This is a genomic window from Paenibacillus antarcticus, from assembly GCF_001637225.1.
GTDB classification, from domain to species: domain Bacteria; phylum Bacillota; class Bacilli; order Paenibacillales; family Paenibacillaceae; genus Paenibacillus_AQ; species Paenibacillus_AQ antarcticus.
Map to the genome: position 1 here is coordinate 155,415 of NZ_LVJI01000024.1, position 23,962 is coordinate 179,376.

Sequence of the window (23,962 nt, forward strand, 5' to 3'; positions counted from 1 at the left end):
AAGGGTGAGGTTTATTACTCACGGTGAGTAAGATAATACGCTCTGGCGTACGATTAGTATAGGTTCCATCATCATTGAAACGTCATAATCCTTGAGGAAAGAGGGATTATGGCGTTTTTTTGATTTACTCAAATGTTTACTTTTATAATAATCTATCATTTGTAAAAATTTGTTCATAAACTACAGGGATTTAAATGCCGATATAAGGAAGTATCACAAATTTGAAATATTGTTAATCAAAATAGAAGGAATGACCTGGAGGCTTACAATGAATAGGAAAAGTTTAATCTTCAAATCAAGTATTGTTTTATCATTGTTGTTTGTTTTACTCGGGAGTGCGATGGCTTACATATCTTTCGATCGCTTACGAATGCAGCAAGATGCGGAAATGGTTACGATGGAATGGACATTACACAATATGATAGTGGAGAGTATTCCTGCGATCGAGAAGGCAAAGACTTTGATGAACTCAGAGGATCTTATGAAGGATGAGAGTATTCAACAATTGCAGCGGCAATTAGATAGTATGAGAAGTAATGAAATCATAGCAAATAGTTATCTTTATATGCCGGAAGTGGAGAAAAGCGGGGACAATAGAAAGGTGCAATTAATACTTGGAACCCAAGGATTATACAAATCGGGTCTTTTACCAGGTTCTACGTATGAAGCGAAGGGGGCCTTTGCTTCAGTATTAGATCAAGTGGAAACAGATGGATATGCTTCTTCGGGCGTATTTAAAGATGAATATGGGACATGGGCAAGTGTTGTTAGCGAGATCAAAGATGCTGATGGAAATAGGATCGCCATTTTTGGAATTGGCTTTGACTATGATTACTTAATAGCGAAGCAAAATTATCAGCTGAAAGTGACGATTTATATTGGAGCAGTTCTTATTGTTCTTTTCGTAGCGTTAACCATTTATCTCGTGCGGATTACATTACGCCCTATCAGAAAGTTGTCTGAACTGAGTAGACAGGTAGCCGATGGAGACCTTTCCGTGATGATACCCGTTAAAAATCAGGATGAGGTTGGAATACTGTCTGATAACTTTAACACGATGATTAGCAATATCCGTCAATTAGTTCTTAACGTACAATCAACATCTTTAAACGTTACATCTTCTTCAAATGCTTTGACAATGAGTGCAGAACAGACTTCAAAGGCAGCGGAGGAAATCGCAGGTTCAGTTCAAGAAGTAGCGTACGGTTCGGAAACACAAATGCAGTCAGCTATGGAAAGCCAAATTGCCATGGAAGAAATGGCTCTTGGTATCCAGCGGATTGCGGAGTCCTCTGCGAGATTGTCTGAACATGCTAATGAAGTTACAGAAAATGCCGAGCAAGGTAATAAAGTTATCCATCAATCTGTCCATGAAATGGAAGTCATTCATACGTCCGTATCAGGTACCGTGGATATATTGGCTGAACTTCAGCAACGTTCTCAAGAGATCGAGAAGATTCTAGGCATTATTACGAACATTGCAAGACAGACGAATCTACTAGCACTGAATGCTTCTATTGAAGCAGCGAGAGTTGGAGAACATGGTAGAGGGTTCGCGGTCGTTGCGAATGAAGTTCGGAATTTGGCTGAGCTATCTCATAACTCCTCTCAGCAGATTTCAATTCTGTTAACGGATATTGTTACCAGTGTTGATCGTGCTTCGGGAGCTATGAATACGAGCATGGAGCAAGTTACTCATGGGATCAAATCTGTGTATTCGGCAGGGGAGACATTCCAAGAGATCGTTACCGCTTTGCAGAGTGTTAATGAACAAGTACAGGAAGTCTCAGCAGCTTCGGAACAAATGTCCGCTGGGAGCGAAGAGGTTGCAGCTTCACTCGATGAACTTGCTAAAATAGGCAGAAATGCATCACAGAACTCACAAAACGTCGCAGCTTCTTCCGAGGAACAAATGGCCATGATGCAAGAGATTTCGAGTTCTGCCACAACCCTTAGGGATATGGCACACAATCTAGAGAATGAGATCGGAAAGTTTAGAGTGGAATAAAGATGTGATTCGTTATAACACAAGACTCATAGAATAATAATATGCCAATAACTGGACTGTAAAGGGTCTAGATATTGGCTTTTTTTACTAATTTTCTTCTCTAAGATATCCGTTCATTCGACTTTTTTCGATATAGATGTCCTATTTCTAGAATACCTTGTTATAATAAAACCGTTACACAACATGGGGGGGCATGGTAATGGTCAGGAAATTATACAGAAATTATTTTAAAAACAACGTGTTCTTGAAAATGATCCTGCTTTATTCCGGTATTACGATCGTTACAATTATTACCTTGTCCTATTTGATGTTTCGCTCTATGTCTCAATCCATCGTAGAGAAAGAACTTGATATCCAGAAGAATGCGATGGAGAGTGTAAGTCGTTACCTAGATGATAAGTATGTTGCAGTAAAGGATATGACGATAGCTACGTACAGAAATGAGTCTTTGTCTAGTAATCTGTCTTATTTCTTGACACATCCATTTCAAGAGTATGCTCAACATAAGTTGGACCAATATTATAACGAGAATGCTGACAAGTCGACAGATGTGCTAGAATTCCTAAAAGATCAGCTTAACAACGATGCGGATATACGCAACTTAATGTTATATAGTGCGGATCAGCAGAATCTATTTGCCTTTGATCAGAATAAGCACTTCAATATGGTTTCGACAAATGCTGCTCATTCGTATATCCCGGATGCTATGGCGCAAGAAAGTACACATATTTCTCTGCCGAACGTATGGGTTCGCACAGCGATTAACCAGTGGGATTCGCGTCTGTTCTCCATCCGTGTACCGCTTAATGATAAAATGACGTTAAAAAATATAGGACAATTATTAGTTTTTTATGATGCTGATAAGATTTCAAATGTACTGTCCAGTTATAAAGATAAATTAAAAGGCGATATTACCGTTATATCGGTAGATGGGAGGGTATTGTATGACTCAACCTCTCAATATTATGAGAAAAGTTACCCTTATGCAGAACAAACATCTCTCTATAGCAACAAAAGTACTAAGCCGGCAGATAAGGGGATGTATATTAATAAGCTAATCTCCAACGAGGGTGGGTATATCGTCATTGGCGCAGTGCCTAAGAATGTTATTTCACAAGCTTATAACGGACTGAGGAATACGATTATTATGATCAGTGCGATATGCATTATCATCTCTATTGTTATTCCTTCACTATTCGTAGCTAATTATGCTAAGCGCACAAATGGAATTATTAAGTTCACACGGAAGGTGAAGAACGGGGATTTAAAGGCTCGAATTGAGGATCATGGTGAAGACGAACTTGGGCAAATTTCGAAGAGTTTCAACAATATGATGGATGATCTTAATCTCTATATCGATAGGGTGTTTAAAGCGGAAATCAAGCAAAATCATACAGAATTGGCGGCACTACAAGCAAGGATTAACCCTCATTTTCTATATAATACGCTTGAGGTTATCCGTATGCGAGCTATCTCTCAGGGTGCTGGTGATGTGAGTGAAATGATCTATATTCTATCCGTGTTGTTCAAAAGCCTTGTTCAACAGAAGGAGATTCACTTATTCAAAGATGAACTGGAGGCGTGTCGTCTATATCTTGAATTGTTCCGGATTAGATTTAAGGATAAGTTCTCTTTCCAAATTGATATCGATCCGATTCATTCCTCAAGAGTCGTAATGAAGATGTCACTGCAACCGCTGATTGAGAATTACATCGTACACGGGATAAGAACTGAACGGACTGATAATCAGTTATCGATCCGTGTTCTACAGGAGATAGGATTCATCAAGGTTATTATTGAGGATAACGGACGAGGAATTGATCCGCAAAGGCTTGCACAAATAAAAGATTCACTGGACAAGCCGGAAGAAGAAGGAGGGTCATTCGGATTACGTAGTGTGCATGCTCGTCTGAAGTTATTATATGGTGCGTCTTACGGGATTGATATACAGAGTGAATTAGACAACGGGACGACTGTAATCGTATGGTTTCCCGATATGGAAGGGAAGGGGAATCAGTATGTATAAAGTACTTATTGTTGATGATGAACCGTTTATCCTTGAAGGATTGTATAACATTATTAATTGGGCCGATTTCGGAATGGAAATAGTGGGGCATGCAGAGAATGGGCAGCTGGCAATGGATATTCTTAGACATACACCTGTAGATCTACTGATTTCAGATATCTCAATGCCGGTAATGAATGGGCTGAAGTTGATCAATAGTGCTCGGGAGATTCAACCTAATCTACTAGCAATCATACTTAGTGGGTTCAGTGAATTTAATTATTTGAAGGAAGCTATGAAACTTGGGATTGAGAATTACCTATTGAAGCCCATAAATATTGAAGAATTGAAATCTACACTACGAACTGTGGTAGAGAAGTTAAATCTATTAATTGTAGAACAATGGTTCGATAGTAAGGGCGTGCAAATATTAAAAGATAATATACTGCACCGCTGGCTGAAGGGGTATATGGCTACGACGGAGTTCAATGAACGGGCAGAGCTTATTGGGATTCAGCTTAAACGTCCTCTGGCTTCTGTGGCCATTGTACGGAGTGAGAAGGCAGGCGATGAGGTATTTGACTTGATTGCGAAGCTATTGGATAATGATGAATCATTTACGCCATTTCGTGATATTGATGGGGACATCGTTATTCTTTCCACTATGGAAGTGATGGAAGAGAAGAGGTTGAAGGAACATCTAGAGAATATACAGGAGCATCTTTCTGCGTTTCGTCCTATTCGAATATCTATGGGAAGTGTAGGGTTTTTACTTCAGCATGCTTCTCGAAGTTATGTTGAAGCCAAAAAGGCATTGGAGTATTTCTTCATCTATCCCGAACGCTTGATTATGGATTATAGTGAGCTTCCACTAAGTGAAGGACCATTCAAATCGGAATTTCCTATAGACTGGCCAGAATACGTCAAGCTTATTTTGGCGAAAGAGACGGAAAGTCTGGAAGAGCGAATCCGGGAAGATTTCGAAGAGATTCAGAGACTGGAAGGCATGACACCAACTCGTCTACAGGATATTGCTCTTGAACTGATCATCCGATTCAAAATGGAACTAAAGGGAATTAATCACAAGGAAGAATCTGAACCATTCACTTTGGGTTTCACGAAGGTTAGGGAAGCGGATAAGGGAACTGATCTGATCAAGGTGATCCAAGAGGTGGCTGTTTCCGTTATCGATGCGTTGGTAAGAGATGTGAAGAACCCGGTTGTTCAGCAGGTGCTGAAGTATATTCATGAGAACTATGCTGGAGAGTTTTCCCTCAAGACATTAGGTGCAGCCTACAATATCCATCCAGTCTATTTGGGTCAGCTGTTTCATAAGGAGACGAATGAGACTTTCACCGGATACATTAATAAATATCGTGTAGAAATGGCTAAGGAGCAACTTAAAACGACTCATCTGAAAGTTCATGAAATCGCTTCAAATGTAGGTTATTTAGAAAGCGGATACTTTTATAAACAATTTAAAAAATATGTAGGAATTTCCCCAATCGAATATAAAGGACTGCTCTAGTATTTCTGGTAAATAAGGGGTTATAAGGAATACTAAGGAATAACTTCTGTTTTATTTTATATTTTCGATAAAATGGTTGTGCTGTCCTTATAAGGATAGGACAACCGTTTTCTTCTTGTAAGAGTACATTATTTTCTTTAATTCCTACACCATTTATTAAGTTTCTCCTCTATTTGTAAGTGCTTACATCGACTAAAGTAAAGATAGTCGTTAAGCAAAGTATGATAGGCAAACAGAGTATACAGGCTGGCGAACTTACTGTAATGACATTGGATGGATTTGTGGAGAAACACTACAGAACAGAGGGGGAATTATAAGATGAAGAAGAAAAAGAGCTTTACTATTATGCTTGCCACGTTGATGGCTTGTACATTAACGCTTAGCGCATGTGGAGGAAATAAAGATAATAGTGCTAGTAGCGGTGGAAGTTCCGAGAAGCCTGTTGAATTGATTTGGTATACGATCGGTGCACCACAGAAGGATACAGACCTCGTTATAGCCGAAGTGAATAAATATACGAAAGAAAAAATAAACGCTACTGTGAAGATGAAAATGATCGACTACGGTGATTATTCGCAAAAAATGCAGGTAATGGCTGCATCTGGCGAGCCGATGGATATTCTATTCACCAGCTCATGGGCCTTCGATTATGTACAGAATGCTAGAAAAGGCGCATTTACGCCTATTGATGATTTATTGACTAAAGAAGGTAAAGGGATTACGGAAACATTGGATTCAGCATTCCTTGAAGGTTCCAAAGTAGATGGTAAGAACTATGGCGTTCCAGCCAACAAAGAGCTACCAGCATTGGAAGCATGGCGTTTCAACAAGGAACTCTTAGAAAAATATAATCTCGACATTAGCGAAGTTAAATCTTTAGAGAGTGTAGAGCCCCTGCTCAAAACGATCAAAGAAAACGAGCCTAACGTCACGCCATTTGCTATTAGCAAAGATTACATGCCGTTGATGCCTTTCGATTACCTAATCGAGAAAATGCCGATGGCTGTAAAATTGGATACAACAGACTATAAAGTTGTCAACCTTTTGGAAACACCGGAGTTGAAGGCTAGTCTTGCTACAATGCATAAGTACTACAAAGCAGGATATGTCTCTCCTGAAGCAGCTACCACGACTTCGACAGATGATCTGATGAAGACTGGGAAATGGCTCATGGATCGTGCTTCTACTCAGCCTCTTGCGGATAACCAGTGGTCGGCTAGTTATGGCTATCCTGTAGTATCCACTCCAGCGGGCGATTCTATCGTGTTTAACTGGTCTGTTATGGGATCCATGCAGGCAATTTCGGCAAACTCGAAGTATCCTGAGAAAGCTATGGAGTTCCTGAATCTACTCAATACGGATAAGTATTTACGTAATCTGTTAGATTCCGGGATCGAGAAAGTTCATTATGAAAAAATCGGCGAGAATATGATGAAGAATTTGCCGGACTCTAAAAACTATGATATCCCTACATTCTCAATTGGTAACGTTCTACTTACTTATTTGAACGAGGGTGACCCTGAGAACAAATGGGATGAATTCAAAACGTTTAATGATGCAGGTAAAAATGCCCCATTGCTTGGTTTCAACTTCGACACTTCGAAGATCACAAATGAAATTGCAGCTGTACAGAACGTCAAAGAGGAATTCTGGTCCTCACTAATGACAGGTACTGTTGATCCAGATGTATATTTACCGAAAGCACTAGAGAAACTCAAAGCTGCCGGATTGGACAAAATTATGGCTGAAGCACAAACACAAGTTGATGCATGGGTAGCAACTAAGAAGTAACAAGCACAGGAAGTTTGAATCTGAAAGAATCGGGTGCTTTCTAGCTTCGCCCGATTCTTTTTTTTTCTTATTCGTTATAACCCAATGGGAGGGATATTTATGATCGGTGGATTTCTAAAGAATCTTTTCAAGAACAAAGTCATGCTGCTTATGGTATTGCCCGGCACACTATGGTTCCTATTCTTCGCTTATCTGCCAATGCTAGGAACGATTATTGCGTTTAAGCAGTATCGTTACAGCAGAGACGGATTCTTGGCTAGTATTGTACAAAGCAAGTGGGTGGGATTTGATAACTTTAAATTTTTGTTCAGTACGAATGATGCGTATGTCATTACACGAAATACGTTACTATATAATGTTGCATTTATTACGTTAGGTCTTATCTTGTCTGTAATTCTTGCTGTGGTATTGTCTGAAATCGCGAATAAAAAGCTCGCCAAAGTGTATCAGACAGGGATGTTCCTACCTTACTTCTTATCATGGGTTGTAGTAGGTTATTTTGCATTCAGCTTTCTGAGCATGGACCGGGGGATGCTGAACCAAATCACAGGATGGTTTGGGATGGATCCAATTCAATGGTACTCTGATCCGAAATACTGGCCTTATTTCCTAGTTCTTATCTTTCTGTGGAAGGCTGTCGGTTACAATAGTGTCGTATATTTGGCAGCAATCATGGGGATTGATAGATCACTCTATGAAGCTGCAATGATTGATGGAGCTAGTAAGTGGCAACAAATCCGTAGTATTACGATTCCTATGCTGAAGCCGATCATTACGATCATGACCTTGCTTGCTATCGGGAAAATATTCTATGCCGATTTCGGATTGTTTTATCAGGTTCCGCGAGATTCAGGTACTTTGTACAGTGTTACTAACGTTATTGATACCTATGTATATCGTGGACTTAAAACAACGGGTGAAATAGGAATGAGTACGGCTGCTGGACTATATCAATCTGTTGTTGGTTTCGTTCTTGTTATGACTTCGAACTATATTGTACGTAAAGTCGATAAAGATAGCGCCTTATTCTAGAACCTATGGAGGGAGTGAGTACTGTGTCAAAAAGAAATCCGAAAGAAAAAGACATCCATCGCCTTAGAGGTTCATGGAATGTAGTGTTCAATTTAATCGCTGGTATTTTTGCTTTCCTCTGTGTATTTCCTTTCCTGTTCGTTGTCATTATTTCCTTTACAGATGAAGGAGCACTGGCACGTGATGGCTATAAATTGATTCCATCCCAGTGGAGTCTGGAAGGTTACCGGTACGTATTTCAGAATGGTGAAGCACTGTTGAATTCCTACTTCGTGACAATTTCAGTCACGGTCGTGGGAACCCTGATAAGTCTCTTTATCACTGCGTTGTATGCCTATGCTATTTCGAGAAAAAGCTTCAAATATCGTAACTTTTTCGCCTTTCTAGCTTTCTTCACCATGTTATTTAATGGTGGTTTAGTACCGACTTACATTGTTGTCACACAATTATTGGGACTGAAAGATACGTTTTGGGCTCTGGTTCTACCGCTTGCTCTAAATGCGTTCTATATTATGATTCTACGTACCTTTTACACGACTAGTGTACCGGATGCACTTATTGAAGCAGGTAAAATTGATGGTGCAGGAGAATTCCGCATATTCTTAAAAGTGGTATTGCCGCTTTCACTGCCGGGTCTTGCAACGATCGGTTTGTTCAGTACACTTGGTTATTGGAACGATTGGTTCAATGCACTTCTCTATATCGACAATCCAAATCTAGTACCGCTACAGTCGATGCTGATGCGGATCGAAACGAGTATGCAATTCATTCTTCAGAATTCACAGAATAGCTCATTAAGTCTGGGTGCTATGCAAAATATGCCTCAGGATACTGCACGAATGGCGATGGTTGTCATTGCGACCGGACCAATTATCTTCGCATATCCTTTCTTCCAACGTTACTTTATTCAAGGTCTGACTATCGGTGCTGTTAAAGAATAAATTATATATAGAGAAGAGAGTGGAGCTATGATCTATCAAGACAGCAGTAAGCCAACTGAAGAACGGGTAGAGCATTTGCTCGGTCTTATGACTATAGAAGAAAAAGTGGGTCAACTCATTCAACCTTTCGGTTGGCAGACTTATCAACATAGCGATGGTGAAGTTGTTCTCACGGATGCTTTCAGGGCTCAAGTGAAGAACGGAGGTGTAGGTTCACTTTACGGTGTACTACGTGCTGATCCATGGACAGGTGTTACGCTTGAATCAGGGCTTTCTCCAAGAGAAGGCGCTGAGGCTGTCAATGCGATCCAGAGGTATGCTATAGAGCAATCGCGCCTGAGTATCCCCATTTTGATTGGTGAAGAATGTTCACATGGCCACATGGCCATTGGAGCAACTGTTTTTCCAGTACCTTTGTCAATCGGTAGTACATGGAATGTGGAATTATACCGTGAAATGTGCCGAGCTGTAGCTAGAGAGACGAGAAGCCAAGGAGGAGCGGTAACCTATTCTCCAGTGCTTGATGTGGTCCGCGATCCAAGATGGGGACGAACGGAAGAATGCTTCGGAGAGGACCCCTACTTGATCAGTGAGTTCGCTGTTGCCTCGGTGGAGGGACTTCAAGGTGAACGTTTGGATAGCGAGGACAGTGTGGTCGCGACATTGAAACACTTCGTTGCTTATGGTAGTTCAGAAGGTGGAAGAAATGCCGGTCCTGTTCATATGGGTCTAAGAGAATTACTTGAGGTAGACATGCTACCGTTTAAGAAGGCTGTTGAAGCAGGTGCCGTCTCAATCATGCCCGCTTACAACGAAATTGATGGTATTCCTTGTACGGTGAATACGGAATTACTTGAGTCTATTCTCCGAATGGAATGGGGATTTGACGGGATGTTAATTACCGACTGTGGTGCAATTGACATGTTGGCATCCGGGCATGATACGGCGGAGGATGGTATGGACGCGGCAGTGCGGGCGATTTCAGCTGGAATTGACATGGAGATGTCTGGTGAAATGTTTGGTCGCTATTTATTGGAAGCTGTTCGACAGAATAAACTTGATCCAGCAGTATTGGATCAAGCTGTACGGCGGGTACTCACACTGAAATTTAAGTTGGGGTTGTTCGAACAACCCTATGCTAATCCTGATAAAGCTGCCAAGGTCATTGGTAGCGAGGAGCATATTAAGCTTGCACGGCAGACGGCTTCAGAAGCAATCATTCTACTGAAGAATGAAGAGAATACGCTACCTTTATCAAAGTCAACCGGTAAGATTGCTGTGATCGGACCCAATGCCGATCAGGGATATAATCAACTGGGTGATTATACATCGCCACAGCCGCGATCCAAAGTTGTTACTGTACTGCAAGGTATCAGTAACCATCTACAGAATGATCCTGAACGACTCTTATATGCTCCCGGTTGCCAGATCAAAGGCGACTCGAAGGAAGGGTTCGAATATGCCCTGACTTGTGCGGAGCAGGCCGACACCGTTGTCATGGTGGTTGGAGGATCAAGTGCTCGCGACTTTGGTGAAGGAAGTATTGATTTGAAGACGGGAGCATCCAAGGTGACCGAGCATTCTTGGAGCGATATGGAATGTGGTGAAGGTATTGACCGGATGACCCTCGAACTTGCAGGGGTGCAGTTAGAACTAATTCAGGAGATTCATAGACTGGGTAAGCCAGTTGTTATTGTATATATTAATGGCAGACCCATTGCGGAGCCATGGGTAGACGATCATGCCCACGCTATTCTTGAGGCATGGTATCCAGGACAAGAAGGTGGAAATGCCATTGCTGACATATTGTTCGGTGAGGTGAATCCATCGGGTAGGCTCACGATCTCTATTCCAAAACACGTAGGACAGCTTCCAGTTTATTATAACGGCAAGCGTTCACGTGGCAAGCGGTATCTAGAGGCAGATTCGCAGCCTAGGTATCCGTTCGGTTATGGTCTAAGTTACACGGAATTCAGCTATTCAAATTTAACAATAACAGCGGATACAATGACTCCCAAAGGGACCGTATCCGTTTCAATTGAATTGACGAATACAGGTCAGGTTGAAGGTTCGGAAGTGGTTCAATTGTATATTACGGATGTCGTTAGTACGGTTACAAGACCAGCGAAAGAACTGAAAGACTTCTGTAAGGTGGCCTTGCAGCCTGGTGAGACCCGAAGCGTGGAATTCACAATTTCTACACAGCAACTAGAATGCATTGGAATCGATTATAAACCTGTTGTTGAAGAAGGATTATTCCGGATTCATGTAGGTAGAAATGTCAATGACACATTATACACTGATCTAATGGTTAAGGAGGTTCTATAGTATGGAACGTATTACACGATTTATTCGCGAATTGTCCGAGCGTCAATGGCTCGAACAATCGGAACTCAGTAACTGGGAGATTACCCGGGCGACCTACAAACTGCCAGGGGAGTATGAAGATCGTGCTCTATATCCAGAGGGAAATGGATTGGCCCATTTTCCGAGTGTACAGGGGACGACCTACTTCTTCAGAAAAGTTGTTGAGCTGTCGGAAGACTGGATGAATGGTGACGCGGGCTTGTTGTTTGAATCGGGTGGAGAGGGATTGCTCCGTATAAATGGCTTATCACGACAGGGACTTGATCGGAATCATACGTATGTGACGTTAAAGCCGATATTACAGCAGACAGAACACACCATCAGAACGCTGGAATTGGAAATCGAATTATATGATCCGATTCCCGAGCCGGTCGATCCGCTTAACCAGCAGGCTGTTATTCAGCCGCCGATTCGCTCGGTACGTAGTCTGCTTGTGCTGCCTAATCGTCCAGTTCAAAGCCTGATGCATACGGTAACAGTCATCAGAGCATCTGCTGTTCTTTTAGCAGAGCAGGATTTTCGTACGTATCGACTAATTCAAGCGCTGTATGAAGCGATGGACGTATTTGTTGCCATGGACGAGAAGGAAATACGTGAAGGTAATACGATCATCTCGCTAGAAGAGAAATTGAAGAAGCGTGTAAACGAGATTGGTGGAAATGCTGAAGGGATTCAGCATATGGTTGGGCAGTCGCATATTGATATTGCCTGGTTGTGGCCGGTTCGAGAAACGGTCCGCAAGACCAGTCGTACATTCTCAACCATTGATGCGTTGATGAGCGAGTATCCCGATTTCAAGTATGCGCAGAGTCAGCCATTGCTATTTTCTTTTCTCAAAGAGAACGACCCTGAACTTTATGAACGTGTCAAAGCAAGAATTGCAGAAGGACGATGGGAATTAGTTGGTGGGATGTGGGTCGAGCCCGACCTGAATATACCAAGTGGTGAATCACTTATGCGACAGATGCTATATGGACAACGTTTTTATAAAGAAGAATTTGGGATGACTTCTGATATTGAATGGCTTCCGGATACGTTCGGATACTGTGCTTCGCTGCCTCAAATCTTGAAGCATGGTGGTGTGAACTATTTCATGACTACCAAACTGGGCTGGAACGACACTAACGTATTTCCATATGATCTGTTCCAGTGGGTTGGAATCGATGGAACACCGATGCTTTCATATCTCAATCATGGTGTGAATGAGAATACGATGCCTAAGGATATCCATGATCATTGGCAGTCCTATAGGCAAAAAGACAAACATGATGAACAAATGTTATTGTACGGACACGGTGATGGTGGTGGTGGTGTAACCCGCGAAATGCTCGAATATATAGAGCGTGGTGAGCTGATGGTAGGCCAACCGGAGGTCCGATATAGCACAGCCGCAGATTTCTTCGGCGCAATAACAGAACAGGATCCAAAGTTACCTCAGTGGCGTGGGGACCTATACTTGGAGCTTCACCGTGGAACCTACACGACGCATGGACGGAACAAGAGAAGCAATCGCAAAGCTGAAATATTGTATCGTGAAGGGGAACTTTGGAATGCCTTGGCGGCACCATTGCTGACACAGGCAGAAGAACGTGAAGTCCAAGGCATCCTTCATGAGGGATGGAAACTGATTTTACTAAATCAATTTCATGATATTATACCAGGTTCTGCAATTACGGAAGCCTACGAAACATCTGAGAAAGAATATACGCAAATTTTCGAAAAAGGAAACAGTGGTCTTCAGTATGGACTAAATAAACTTGTTGCTAATATAACAACGGAAGGCACAGGTACCCCATATCTTATATTCAATAGCTTGGGTTGGGAGCGGGATACTGTTGTTGAGAGCGAAATAACAAGTGATCAAGCGTGTGCTGCATTCTATAATCATGAAGGTAAACGTCTGGATACGGATAGGATACGTGGAGAAAATGGAGATAATGATAAATTGTCCGTCCGGGTATCTGATATTCCGGCATTTGGATATAAGATAGTATGGCTTAGAGATGAAGAAATGATTGTCTCAGCAGAAGATGCTACGGATCGACCGAATATGCTGGGAGATCAGTGGGAGACAGCATTCTACAGTGTGCGATTTAATGCTAATGGAGAAATGGTAAGCTTATTCGACAAGAAGGCCCAGAGGGAAATTGTGAAGGCTGGTGAACTGGCCAATCGTTTTCATTTCTACCATGACCGTCCTACGCTGTGGGATGCTTGGGATATTGATGAACGATATGAAGAACAGCGAGCAGGCGAAGCGGTGCTGCTTGAGAAGAAGCTGATTATGAGCGGAAGTACACAAGACATTCTCAGGTTCCGCTGGCAACTTCACCAATCTGAAATCACGCAAGATATCGTATTTTACCATCACGATTCTCGAATTGACTTTAAGACACACGTACGTTGGAATGAGTCACACAAGCTACTTAAGGTAGGATTCCCAGTTGATATTGTGACGGACAAAGCGACGTATGAGATTCCCTTTGGTGCGCTAGAACGACCAACGCACCGCAACACGAGCTGGGAGCAGGCACAATATGAAGTCTGTGGCCACCGCTTTGCTGACGTGTCGGAAAGAGGATATGGTGTCAGTCTGTTGAATGATTGTAAATATGGTTATGATGTCCAAGGCAGTACCCTTCGGTTGTCTCTATTACGGGCACCTAAGTGGCCCGACATAACTGCTGATTTAGGGGAGCATGAGTTCACTTACTCACTATATCCACATGCCGGTGATTGGCGGACGGCCCATACGGTAAGGAAAGCAGCTGAGCTTAATCACGCTATGCCTGTTGTTGTAAGCGAACAACGGAAGGGAACGTTACCGTCTTGCTTGTCGTTCATTCCATTCAAGAGTCAAGAAGTGGTACTGGACACTATTAAACCAGCAGAAGATGGCAATGGTATCATTCTTCGTTTCTATGAATCTTCTGGTGGACGCGAGACGGTATCTCTAAGTTGGCCTTATGCACTTACGAATGCTTATGTATCGAATGCTCTTGAGGAGCAATTTGAAGAACTGGAAATGCTCGAGGGAACGATTGAACTTCAATTTTCCCCATATGAAATTAAAACAGTGAGACTAATCCCAAACATATCATAAAGGAGTGACCATGATGGAACAATTCAGACTTCCAACGATCATAATGCCGAAGTTTCCACTTCCTCAGGCTATTCAAGAAGTATTAAACGAGGCAGAGGAGAAGCTAGCTCATCGTCCTAAATTGCTACAGCTGTTCAAGAACTGTTTCCCTAATACGCTTGAGACGACGACTAAACTCATGGATGACGGCACAACGTTCGTGATTACAGGAGATATCCCAGCTTCATGGCTGCGTGACTCTGTGGAGCAGGTTATGCACTACATTCCATTTGCGAAGAATGATGCTGATCTTCAGCGTATTATTGGTGGATTAATTAAGCGTCATATTCAATATATTCATATCGATCCGTATGCGAATGCATTTAATGAAACAGCAAATGATTGGCATTGGAGCACAGCCGATATCACGGACATGTCCCCATGGGTGTGGGAACGTAAATTCGAGATCGATTCTCTATGTTTCTCTATGCGTCTAGCACATGCTTATTGGAAAGAAACAGGATTGACTGATATATTTGATGCCGGATTTAAGGCAGCTATGGTTAAGATCTTTAACTTGTTTAAAACAGAGCAACGCCATTTCGAATTGTCACCTTACCGGTTTACACGTAATAACGGTATTCCAGAAGACTCGCTACGTAACGACGGAATGGGTATGCCTGTCAACTATACGGGCATGGTATGGTCTGGGTTCCGCTCAAGTGATGATGCTTGTGACTTCCACTACAATATTCCAGGGAATATGTTCGCTGTTGTTGCATTGCGTCAAATGCAAGAAATTATGGAATGGGTATTCCGTGACATCGAGTTTCTGGACGAGCTAAAGGCGCTAGAAGCGGATATTGATCATGGGATCCAGTTGTATGGTATTTACCGTCATCCGACATTCGGACCGATTTATGCCTACGAAACTGATGGTTTCGGCAACTACTGTTTGATGGACGATGCGGGTACACCGGGTCTTATGTCTATTCCTTATTTGGGCTATGTAACGGCAGACGATGAAATCTATCAGAATACGAGACGTTTTGCCTTGAGTAAAGAGAATCCATTTTACTTTGAAGGTTCAGCAGCTAAAGGTATTGGCAGTCCGCATACTCCGAAAGGGTACATCTGGCATATGGCCTTGTCTATGCAAGGATTGACGGCTTCAACGAAGGAAGAGAAGCTAGAAATGATTGCAATGCTAGAAGCGACAGATGCAGATACAGGATTTATGCACGAAGGGTTCCATGTCGATGATCCTAGTATTTTCACTAGAAAATGGTTTGCTTGGTCTAATAGTTTGTTCTCACAGCTTGTCTACAAAGCGATGAAGGAGGACCTTCTATGAGCAAACCGATAGTCATATTTTACGATTCAGAGTTTCCAATCTCTGGTTCAATATCTGTGCAGGCTATCGAGTCGATGAGTCGTTTCGGCACGATTGTGGATGCGGATCAGCTTGCAGAAGCACTTCGGGGAACCGAAGGTGGTTGTTTCATCAACCTGCACGCCCCATATTTTCCGAAATTGGCATGGTCAGACATCCTTGATTATTTGAAAAGAGGCGGCGGGCTGATCAGCATCGGGGGTGCGCCATTCAAACATCCGGTTCGTAGAGAAAGTGGACAATGGCATGTAGAAGCTGAACAGACTTCTTATCATCAGCAGCTGTATATTCATGAGGCTCTACGCGTTGAGTGCTCAAACATTCAATCGCTAGTTGCATCGGATGACATTCCTCTGCTTAAGGGGCAAGAGTCCCTGTTCACACCGAGTACGGATACATGGAACCTTGTACCACATACGACGAAGACGAGTGATCTACCGCATCAAATGGGTTCCTCAGGTCCGATGAGTACACGGATTTATCCTATACTGAAGGGACTTATAATGGATGGCCGAGAAATGGCTGCTCCAGTGGTACTTTGGGAGAATACGCTCGGTTTGTTTGGAGGTTCGCGTTGGTTGTTCGTAAATACACCAATTACTGCTTCTTTCGGGGAACAAGAGGGTCTATCCGCGCTACACACATGGGCTGAGTTCTGCGCTAAGGGCGTCACAGAAATGTGGATTAAACCAACTTACGGGTCCTATGAGGCAGGTGAGCGAGCGATGCTCACGCTTCAGATTCAACAACTAGAACGGGTAATACCATCTTCCCAGAAGGAAGAACCGTGGAAGTTTACAATTACGGTAGTTCATGAAGAAGATGCATCCCTACGTTGGTCTCACAGCTTGGAGATGAAGGCTAATGCGGAATTGAACATCATTCGCATTCCTGTTCCTTTGGAAATCAGAAGCGGTCTGTACCAGATTGAATGCCAAGCAGAAGCCAGTGACGGTGAAGTTCGTATACTGCGTCAAGGTTTCTGGGGACACGCTCCTGAGATGCTTGCAGCAGGAGAACCGATAACGGCTGGAAGAGATTATTTCATAAAGGATGGTCGTCCACTACCGGTAGTAGGGATGACTTATATGACAAGTGATGTAGCTAGGAAATTTCTGTTCCTACCAAATGTTGCGGTCTGGAATCGTGATATGGCTCAGATGCGTAAGGCAGGGATTAACTGGATTCGTACGGGTATCTGGACGGCCTATCGTAATATGATGCAAGATGATGGTCATGTCTCTGAAGATGTACTACGCGCGATTGATGCATTTATCATGACAGCGAAGAAGCACGATCTTCAAGTGACCTTTACATTCTTCTCTTTCACTCCGGAAACGTGGGGTGGGGTGAATCCTTACCTAGATCCACAAAGTGTGGAAGCCCAGAAACGATTCATTCGTTCTATCGTATCTCGTCATAAAGAGACTTCGAATATAGACTGGGATCTGATTAATGAACCGTCGATGTTTGATCCTGTGCGTATTTTCTCAGATGGTCCTAGTTCATGTCATGACCGCTTTGAAAGCCAAGCTTTCGTAGAATGGCTCCAAGACAGACATGGCGTGATTGAAGTGCTTCAGGAACGCTGGAACATGACGCCAGATGAACTACCGAGCTTTGCTTCAGCAGAACTTCCAGAATCAAAAGAGATTAACTTCGATGTGCAGGATATGCACAATGCGAAGAGGGGCACACGCTGGCTTGATTACTGTTTGTTTTCTATGGATATGCATAACCGCTGGGTGAAACAGTTATCCGATACCATTAAGGAACAATGTCCTGGACATATGGTGACGGTTGGTCAGGATGAAGGATTAGGTGCGCAACGTCCTTCGCCTTTCTTTTACGAAGAAGCAGTAGATTATACCACGGTGCATTCATGGTGGTTTAATGACTATCTGATGTGGGATGGCATCTTTGCCAAGACCCCGAATAAGCCAAACCTTATTCAGGAGACTGGTGTCATGTACGTCGAAACGCCAGATGGACGGGCTAAACGTTCGGAGCATGAGCTACGTAGTCTACTGGAACGTAAATACGCTTACGCTTTTGGGACTGCGGGTGCTGGAGCAGTGCACTGGATATGGAATACGAATTTCTATATGGATAATGCAAATGAGTCCCACATCGGGGCACTAAGAGCAGATGGAACTGAGAAGCCAGAGGCGAACATATCTTATGATTTCGGCCAGTTTATAGAAAGTATTCGTGATGTGTTTGGTGATCGGAAGTTAGAAGAGATAGCAGCAGTGTTCCCTTATTCTAACGATTTCTCAAATCGTAAGTTGGCCTTTGCTGCTACAACACAGCTTACCCGTATTCTTGCATATGATCTAAAAATGCCTTTCCGAGGTGCTTCCGAATATCACTTGGATGACTTGGAAAAGAATCCAGTGAAACTTATTATGCTACCGAGCGCTCATAACTTCGATGATGCAGCGATGGAACAGTTGATTCGTATTGTTGAACAGACCGGCGCGGTGTTACTTGCCACGGGCCCTCTTAACATAGATGCATACTGGCGCCCATCAGAACGCCTAAGTGATATCCTTGGCAAGCACGAGCAACGAAATGTGCGCCGCGAAGAAGTGCTGGACCTGCAAGGCGAAGCACTGCCTGTCTCATTCGGTCACCGTCGGATTGCTGAGGTGACAAAGGAAGCACCTGTTCACGGTTCACAAGATAACGCTGTGGGAGATTCTGTTGTGAACATTCCACTGGGTAAAGGTCGACTTATTTGGAGTCCGCTACCTGTTGAACTTAGCGAACGTAACGAGACAACAACGGCGTTGTACCGCTACGCGATAAACGCTGCTGGTGTAGAACGTGAGCTTGAATGGATTAGTGGTGGTAAGTTGGCTGGTGTCTACGGGCGCAAGTTGAGCTTCGCTACGGGTGCGCTCTTCACTTTCGTATCGGAGTACGCATTGGATGCGAAGATCGAGGTGAAGGACCCTGCAACGGGTAGAACCTACGCGTTTGTACTAGAACAAGAACGTTCTGTGCTGTTCGCAACGAATGAAGCCGGAGATCTGCTCGGTGTATATCGTCCTCAGGAAGTTGAGATCAACGTAAATTAATAATCTCTGTTTCTACGTTAAACATTCGTTTAACGTAGAACGTATTTCATAATAGGAGGTTTTCATAATGGAAGCATCAAGTAAACGTCAGACTGCTCACATCATTTCACATACACACTGGGACCGGGAATGGTATCTACCTTATGAGAAGCACCATGTGCGCCTTGTACAATTGGTTGATGCATTACTCGACAAGTTAGATTCAGGTACCGAATTCAAAAGTTTCTTTCTCGATGGACAAACGATTATTTTGGAAGATTACCTACAGGTTCGCCCTGAGAATCTGGAGCGTCTACAGAAATATATTACAGAAGGACGTCTTCTGATTGGACCGTGGTACATCCTACAAGACGCTTTCCTGACAAGTGGTGAAGCGAACGTGCGCAACATGCAGATCGGTCATCAGGATTCGAAGCGATACGGGGAGCCAGCCAAGATCGGTTATTTCCCTGACACCTTCGGACTTGTTGGTCAGACGCCGCAGTTAATGCAACAATCGGGGATCACGAACGCCTTTTTCGGACGAGGTGTGAAACCAACGGGATTCAATAATACCGTATCCGATGGTGGTTACGAATCCTCGTTCTCTGAGCTTGTGTGGGAAGGTCCAGATGGATCTAAAGTGCTTGGAATTCTGTTTGCCAACTGGTATTCCAACGGAAACGAAGTGCCTGTGGATGAAGCTGAAGCAAAATTATTCTGGGAGCGTAAGCTTTCTGATGTGGAGAAGTTCGCATCTACAAGTGAGCTACTGTTCATGAATGGTTGCGATCATCAACCTGTTCAACTCGATTTGCCGGAAGCGATCGAAACGGCTAAGAAGCTGTATCCGGATATCGACTTTGTTCATTCGAACTTCCCAGATTATCTTAAGGCAGTTGAGGGATCGATGGATCGTAGCAACTTATCGTCTGTAAAGGGTGAGCTACGTAGCCAGCGCACAGACGGATGGGGAACGCTAGTAAACACGGCATCTGCTCGCGTCTATTTGAAACAGATGAATCAAGAAGGACAGGTTATGCTAGAGAAGTTAGCTGAACCGCTTGCTTCGTTCGCTCAGGTACTGGGCAAAGAATATCCGCACCATCTGTTCACCTACGCTTGGAAGACGTTGATGCAGAATCACCCACATGACAGCATTTGTGGTTGTAGCGTAGATGAAGTACATCGTGAAATGGTTACTCGTTTTGATAAAAGCCGCCATGTAACGGAAACCATTGTTGACGATAGCAAGCTTGCTATTGCATCTGCTGTGAATACTTCTGGGTTCGCTAAATACGGTGAAGACGTTCTTCCTTTTGTAGTCATGAACATGACGGGTTGGAGCCGCACCGGTACGGTGAGCATCGTACTTGACGCAGCGCGTCTGTACTTAAGAGATGGTTACTCTTTGGAAGAGACATCCCGCCGTATGAAGGAACTCGATTTGAGTGGTCGTGTACTTGTAGACGAACAAGGGAATGTCTTGGCATGCACAATGGAGGATTTGGGTCTTCAGTTTGGCTACGACTTGCCAGATGACATGTTCCGCCAGCCGTATATGTGTCGCCGAGTAAAACTCACATTCCAGTCAGCAGAAGTTCCGGCATTGGGTCTTCGCTCATACGCTTGGATCCGTCGTACTGACGCATTGCCATTAGCGGTTGATTCCTTGCTTCAGGGAGACCGTGTAATGGAGAATGAGTCACTTAAGATAGAGATCGAAGATGATGGTTCATTCACATTGATTGACAAAAACAATGGCAAGACGTATAGAGATCTTGGTGTGTATGAGAACACTGGTGATATCGGTAACGAGTACATGTACATGCAGCCAGTGAACGAACAGGCTTTGACGACAAAAGGTCTTAAGGCGAACATTTCCATCTTGGAAGATACATCTTACCGAGCTTCTGTGGAAATGAAGCATGACTGGGAAATTCCAGCTTCGGCAGATGAATTACTTGACGAAGAGCAGCGGGCACTGGTGTACTATCCAGAGCGTAAAGCACAGCGCAGCAGTCGCACTGTCATTCTGAAGCTTCGCACCGTAATTAGCTTAGAGCGTGGCGGTAAAGGCGTGCATATCGAAACAACGATAGACAACCCTGCTAAGGATCATAGAGTTCGTGCGTTGTTCCCAACAGATATTAACAACACCGTGCATCATGTGGATTCCATGTTCGAGATTCCTGAGCGTGATATCGAGCCAGCTGCCGAGTGGTCTAATCCGAGTAACACACAACATCAGCAGGCATTTGTGGATATGAGTGATGATAACGCGGGTCTTACGGTCGCTAACTTTGGATTGAACGAATATGAAGTACTTCGGGACGGTCGTAACACGATTGCAATTACAGTGCTACGCAGTGTGGGCGAACTTGGAGACTGGGGCTTGTTCCCTACACCGGAAGCGCAATGTCTCGGGGAACACATCGTACGTATGGAGCTTATCCCACACAACGGTAATGGTATGACTTCAGGTGCTTATGCAGAGGCATATCAGTTCCAGATTCCTTGGACCGTGTGTCAGACGGATGTTCATGATGGGGTGATTTCTCCAGTGTATACACCATTTGAATGGGAGAACAAAGAACTTGCATTCTCCTCACTTAAAATGAACCAGGAGACTGGAGATATACTTCTTCGCTGGTATAACATGAGTCAGCAGAAGACAGACCTGAGCTTTAATTCGTCTATTCCGCAACAGCATTTCTATAAGACAACGATATTGGAAGAGGAGAGTCAGCCTATTTCCAGCAAGGAAGTTGGAGCTTTGTCCTTAGAGATCGGTCCATGTGAAATTGTTACGGTGGGTATTCGACGTTAGAACGAGGTTAACAGGATTTAAGAGAGAAGAAAAGGGGCTATTCCAAGTCATTGTAGATGACGAGGAGTAGCCCCTTTTCTGTTTGAATTAAGATTCTATTGTGCGGATAATAATAGCATGTACTTACTTTATACTTCGTTCCAGATTCGGTTTACGTTATTAAAGGCAATCTGGGTTCCTTTGCGGCATTCTTCCATGCCTTCGTATTCAATAGACATGTAATTGTCATAACCGGATTGTTTCACGATACGCAGAATTTCATATAAATTGAGGTCTCCTTGACCAGCTATTGCTCCGCGCAGGAATTCTCCTCCAGCACTCTTGAACCAACCCTCGCCTGGGTTATGATAAGATGGACGGATGTAGAAGTCTTTAATATGCACCATGGATGCGTAATTAATATTATTCTTCACAGCGGCTATTGGATTTTCATCCACGCATACGAAGTTGCCGACATCAAGGGTCGTCTTGAAATTCGGACGGTCTACAGCATGAATGAGAGCCTGTACACGGTCGCTTGCTTGTACGTAATAACCGTGATTCTCTACACTTGTCGTAATATCATATTGCTTAGCATGATCAGCAATACGCTGGCAAGCATGCGCGATGCGGGATAAATCTTCATTGAATCGAGCGATGGATGTATCTTGGCGTGATGCTACATCATGGCGCATTAATTTTGCTCCAAGGCGATGGACACGATCTACTTCGCTAATGACACGCTGAATCTCCGCCTCATAAGCTTCTTCGGAATCCGTGATGAAGTTTGCACCGATGGCATAATTGGAAATAGCGATGCCTACTTCTGCTGCTTTCTCACGAATTTGATCTTCCAATTCAGGATTACTGTTGAAATCGAATCCAAACGGAACGATTTCGATATGTTGAGCGCCAATGTCGGCTACCCAAGCAATAACGTCGTGAATACTCATGTTATCTGCGGCCATAGCTTGATACAAACTATAAGAACTAACTCCTAATTTCATGATGACTGCTCCTTTGTTAATATATTGTTGGGCTTAACCCCGATAAGCTTTGATGAAAGAGACTGCTTTGCGGATATCTTCTTCAGGATTTGTTCCAACTTCCCGTTCAATTGTTAAGTAGCCGTTGTAACCAATTTCCTGAAGTGCTGCGAAGTAGGCATTGAAATCAACTTTACCTTCGCCAAGTGGAACTTCTTCAAAAGCAGCACCGGATGCTGCCATTTCAGCGATTTTGGCATGATCCATTGCACCGTAACCAAGGTAACCATACACATCTCTAGGGTCGACAGGGCGTAGACGTGTGCCATCTTTGACATGTGTATGCACAAGGTAGTCCTTCAGCGTTTTGACGCCTTCAACTGGATCATCACCAGTGACCATAACCATATTGGCTGGATCGAAATTGACGGAGACCCCATTGGTATGCAACGTATCTAGAAAGCTTTTCAAATGAGCAGCTGGTTCAGGACCCGTCTCAATCGCGTAATAAGCATTCATGCTCTTCGCGTATATGCCAAGTTCATCACATGCACGTTGCATGGCGTCATATATACGACTGTTTTTGTCTTCTGGCACAATACCAATATGAGTCGTTACGATGTTACTACCGAGCTCTACAGCCAAATCAAGAATGCGTTTGGATTTCTCGACTTTCTCAGGATTGACCTCAGCATCTTGGAAGCCATGACCGGCCAAATCTCCGCAAAGCGCTGAAATTTCAAGTCCGAGTCCTTCGATATAACTTCGAAGCTCGCTACGTTTTGTACCCGTTAGAGTAGCAGGATCCATTTCGCCAGATACGGCATAAATTTGTACGCCATCTGCACCCACTTCTTTTGCCTTCTTCAGACCCTCTAGAACACCTACTCCAAAGCTATCTACAATAACACCGATTTTGTTGTTTAATTTCATCTCAATTAAGCCTCCTTCAGATTAG

General features: G+C 43.4%; 13 protein-coding genes. 11 read left to right on the forward strand and 2 right to left on the reverse strand.

Going from position 1 to position 23,962, the window contains the following annotated elements:
• Positions 1-268: 268 nt before the first annotated feature.
• The 11 genes from PBAT_RS16970 (at position 269) to PBAT_RS17020 (ending at position 22,039) form a co-directional block, all read left to right on the forward strand.
• Complete coding sequence (locus PBAT_RS16970) at positions 269-2,008, forward strand: methyl-accepting chemotaxis protein (RefSeq protein ID WP_068651110.1); 1,740 nt, start codon at positions 269-271, stop codon at positions 2,006-2,008.
• A gap of 199 nt (positions 2,009-2,207) precedes the next feature.
• Positions 2,208-4,034 carry a sensor histidine kinase gene (locus PBAT_RS16975; RefSeq protein WP_068651112.1) on the forward strand — a complete coding sequence of 609 codons (1,827 nt, stop codon included), beginning with the start codon at positions 2,208-2,210 and terminating at the stop codon, positions 4,032-4,034.
• On the forward strand, positions 4,027-5,541 hold the full coding sequence (locus PBAT_RS16980; RefSeq protein WP_068651114.1) for a response regulator transcription factor: 1,515 nt from the start codon (positions 4,027-4,029) through the stop codon (positions 5,539-5,541). The genes PBAT_RS16975 and PBAT_RS16980 overlap by 8 nt, the downstream gene beginning before the upstream one ends.
• 318 nt (positions 5,542-5,859) lie before the next feature.
• Entirely contained in the window at positions 5,860-7,332 is a 1,473-nt protein-coding gene (locus PBAT_RS16985) for an ABC transporter substrate-binding protein (RefSeq protein WP_068651116.1), read from the forward strand.
• A gap of 99 nt (positions 7,333-7,431) precedes the next feature.
• Positions 7,432-8,364, forward strand: a complete 933-nt coding sequence (locus tag PBAT_RS16990; protein WP_068651118.1) for an ABC transporter permease — start codon at positions 7,432-7,434, stop codon at positions 8,362-8,364.
• Positions 8,365-8,369: 5 nt separating this feature from the next.
• Positions 8,370-9,305, forward strand: a complete 936-nt coding sequence (locus PBAT_RS16995; protein WP_068651119.1) for a carbohydrate ABC transporter permease — start codon at positions 8,370-8,372, stop codon at positions 9,303-9,305.
• Between the two features lie 27 nt (positions 9,306-9,332).
• Complete coding sequence (locus tag PBAT_RS17000; protein WP_068651121.1) at positions 9,333-11,633, forward strand: glycoside hydrolase family 3 N-terminal domain-containing protein; 2,301 nt, start codon at positions 9,333-9,335, stop codon at positions 11,631-11,633.
• A 1-nt stretch (position 11,634) separates the two neighbouring features.
• The gene (locus PBAT_RS17005) at positions 11,635-14,775 is read left to right on the forward strand and encodes an alpha-mannosidase (RefSeq protein ID WP_068651123.1); all 3,141 of its coding nucleotides are present in this window, start codon (positions 11,635-11,637) and stop codon (positions 14,773-14,775) included.
• A gap of 13 nt (positions 14,776-14,788) precedes the next feature.
• The gene (locus PBAT_RS17010; RefSeq protein WP_068651125.1) at positions 14,789-16,108 is read left to right on the forward strand and encodes a glycoside hydrolase family 125 protein; all 1,320 of its coding nucleotides are present in this window, start codon (positions 14,789-14,791) and stop codon (positions 16,106-16,108) included.
• The gene (locus tag PBAT_RS17015; RefSeq protein ID WP_068651127.1) at positions 16,105-19,230 is read left to right on the forward strand and encodes a beta-galactosidase; all 3,126 of its coding nucleotides are present in this window, start codon (positions 16,105-16,107) and stop codon (positions 19,228-19,230) included. Before PBAT_RS17010 ends, PBAT_RS17015 begins: the two co-directional genes overlap by 4 nt.
• A gap of 67 nt (positions 19,231-19,297) precedes the next feature.
• Complete coding sequence (locus PBAT_RS17020) at positions 19,298-22,039, forward strand: alpha-mannosidase (RefSeq protein WP_068651134.1); 2,742 nt, start codon at positions 19,298-19,300, stop codon at positions 22,037-22,039.
• A gap of 128 nt (positions 22,040-22,167) precedes the next feature.
• Here PBAT_RS17020 and PBAT_RS17025 read toward each other — a convergent pair whose 3' ends face one another.
• Entirely contained in the window at positions 22,168-23,025 is an 858-nt protein-coding gene (locus tag PBAT_RS17025; protein ID WP_068651136.1) for a sugar phosphate isomerase/epimerase family protein, read from the reverse strand.
• Between the two features lie 33 nt (positions 23,026-23,058).
• Positions 23,059-23,937 carry a sugar phosphate isomerase/epimerase family protein gene (locus PBAT_RS17030; protein ID WP_068651138.1) on the reverse strand — a complete coding sequence of 293 codons (879 nt, stop codon included), beginning with the start codon at positions 23,935-23,937 and terminating at the stop codon, positions 23,059-23,061.
• Positions 23,938-23,962: the final 25 nt, after the last annotated feature.

Coding starts and splice junctions, on each gene's coding strand:
- PBAT_RS16970 (WP_068651110.1), top strand. CDS start 269: ATGAATAGGAAAAGTTTAATCTTCAAATCAAGTATTGTTTTATCATTG.
- PBAT_RS16975 (WP_068651112.1), top strand. CDS start 2,208: ATGGTCAGGAAATTATACAGAAATTATTTTAAAAACAACGTGTTCTTG.
- PBAT_RS16980 (WP_068651114.1), top strand. CDS start 4,027: ATGTATAAAGTACTTATTGTTGATGATGAACCGTTTATCCTTGAAGGA.
- PBAT_RS16985 (WP_068651116.1), top strand. CDS start 5,860: ATGAAGAAGAAAAAGAGCTTTACTATTATGCTTGCCACGTTGATGGCT.
- PBAT_RS16990 (WP_068651118.1), top strand. CDS start 7,432: ATGATCGGTGGATTTCTAAAGAATCTTTTCAAGAACAAAGTCATGCTG.
- PBAT_RS16995 (WP_068651119.1), top strand. CDS start 8,370: ATGGAGGGAGTGAGTACTGTGTCAAAAAGAAATCCGAAAGAAAAAGAC.
- PBAT_RS17000 (WP_068651121.1), top strand. CDS start 9,333: ATGATCTATCAAGACAGCAGTAAGCCAACTGAAGAACGGGTAGAGCAT.
- PBAT_RS17005 (WP_068651123.1), top strand. CDS start 11,635: ATGGAACGTATTACACGATTTATTCGCGAATTGTCCGAGCGTCAATGG.
- PBAT_RS17010 (WP_068651125.1), top strand. CDS start 14,789: ATGGAACAATTCAGACTTCCAACGATCATAATGCCGAAGTTTCCACTT.
- PBAT_RS17015 (WP_068651127.1), top strand. CDS start 16,105: ATGAGCAAACCGATAGTCATATTTTACGATTCAGAGTTTCCAATCTCT.
- PBAT_RS17020 (WP_068651134.1), top strand. CDS start 19,298: ATGGAAGCATCAAGTAAACGTCAGACTGCTCACATCATTTCACATACA.
- PBAT_RS17025 (WP_068651136.1), bottom strand. CDS start 23,025: ATGAAATTAGGAGTTAGTTCTTATAGTTTGTATCAAGCTATGGCCGCA.
- PBAT_RS17030 (WP_068651138.1), bottom strand. CDS start 23,937: ATGAAATTAAACAACAAAATCGGTGTTATTGTAGATAGCTTTGGAGTA.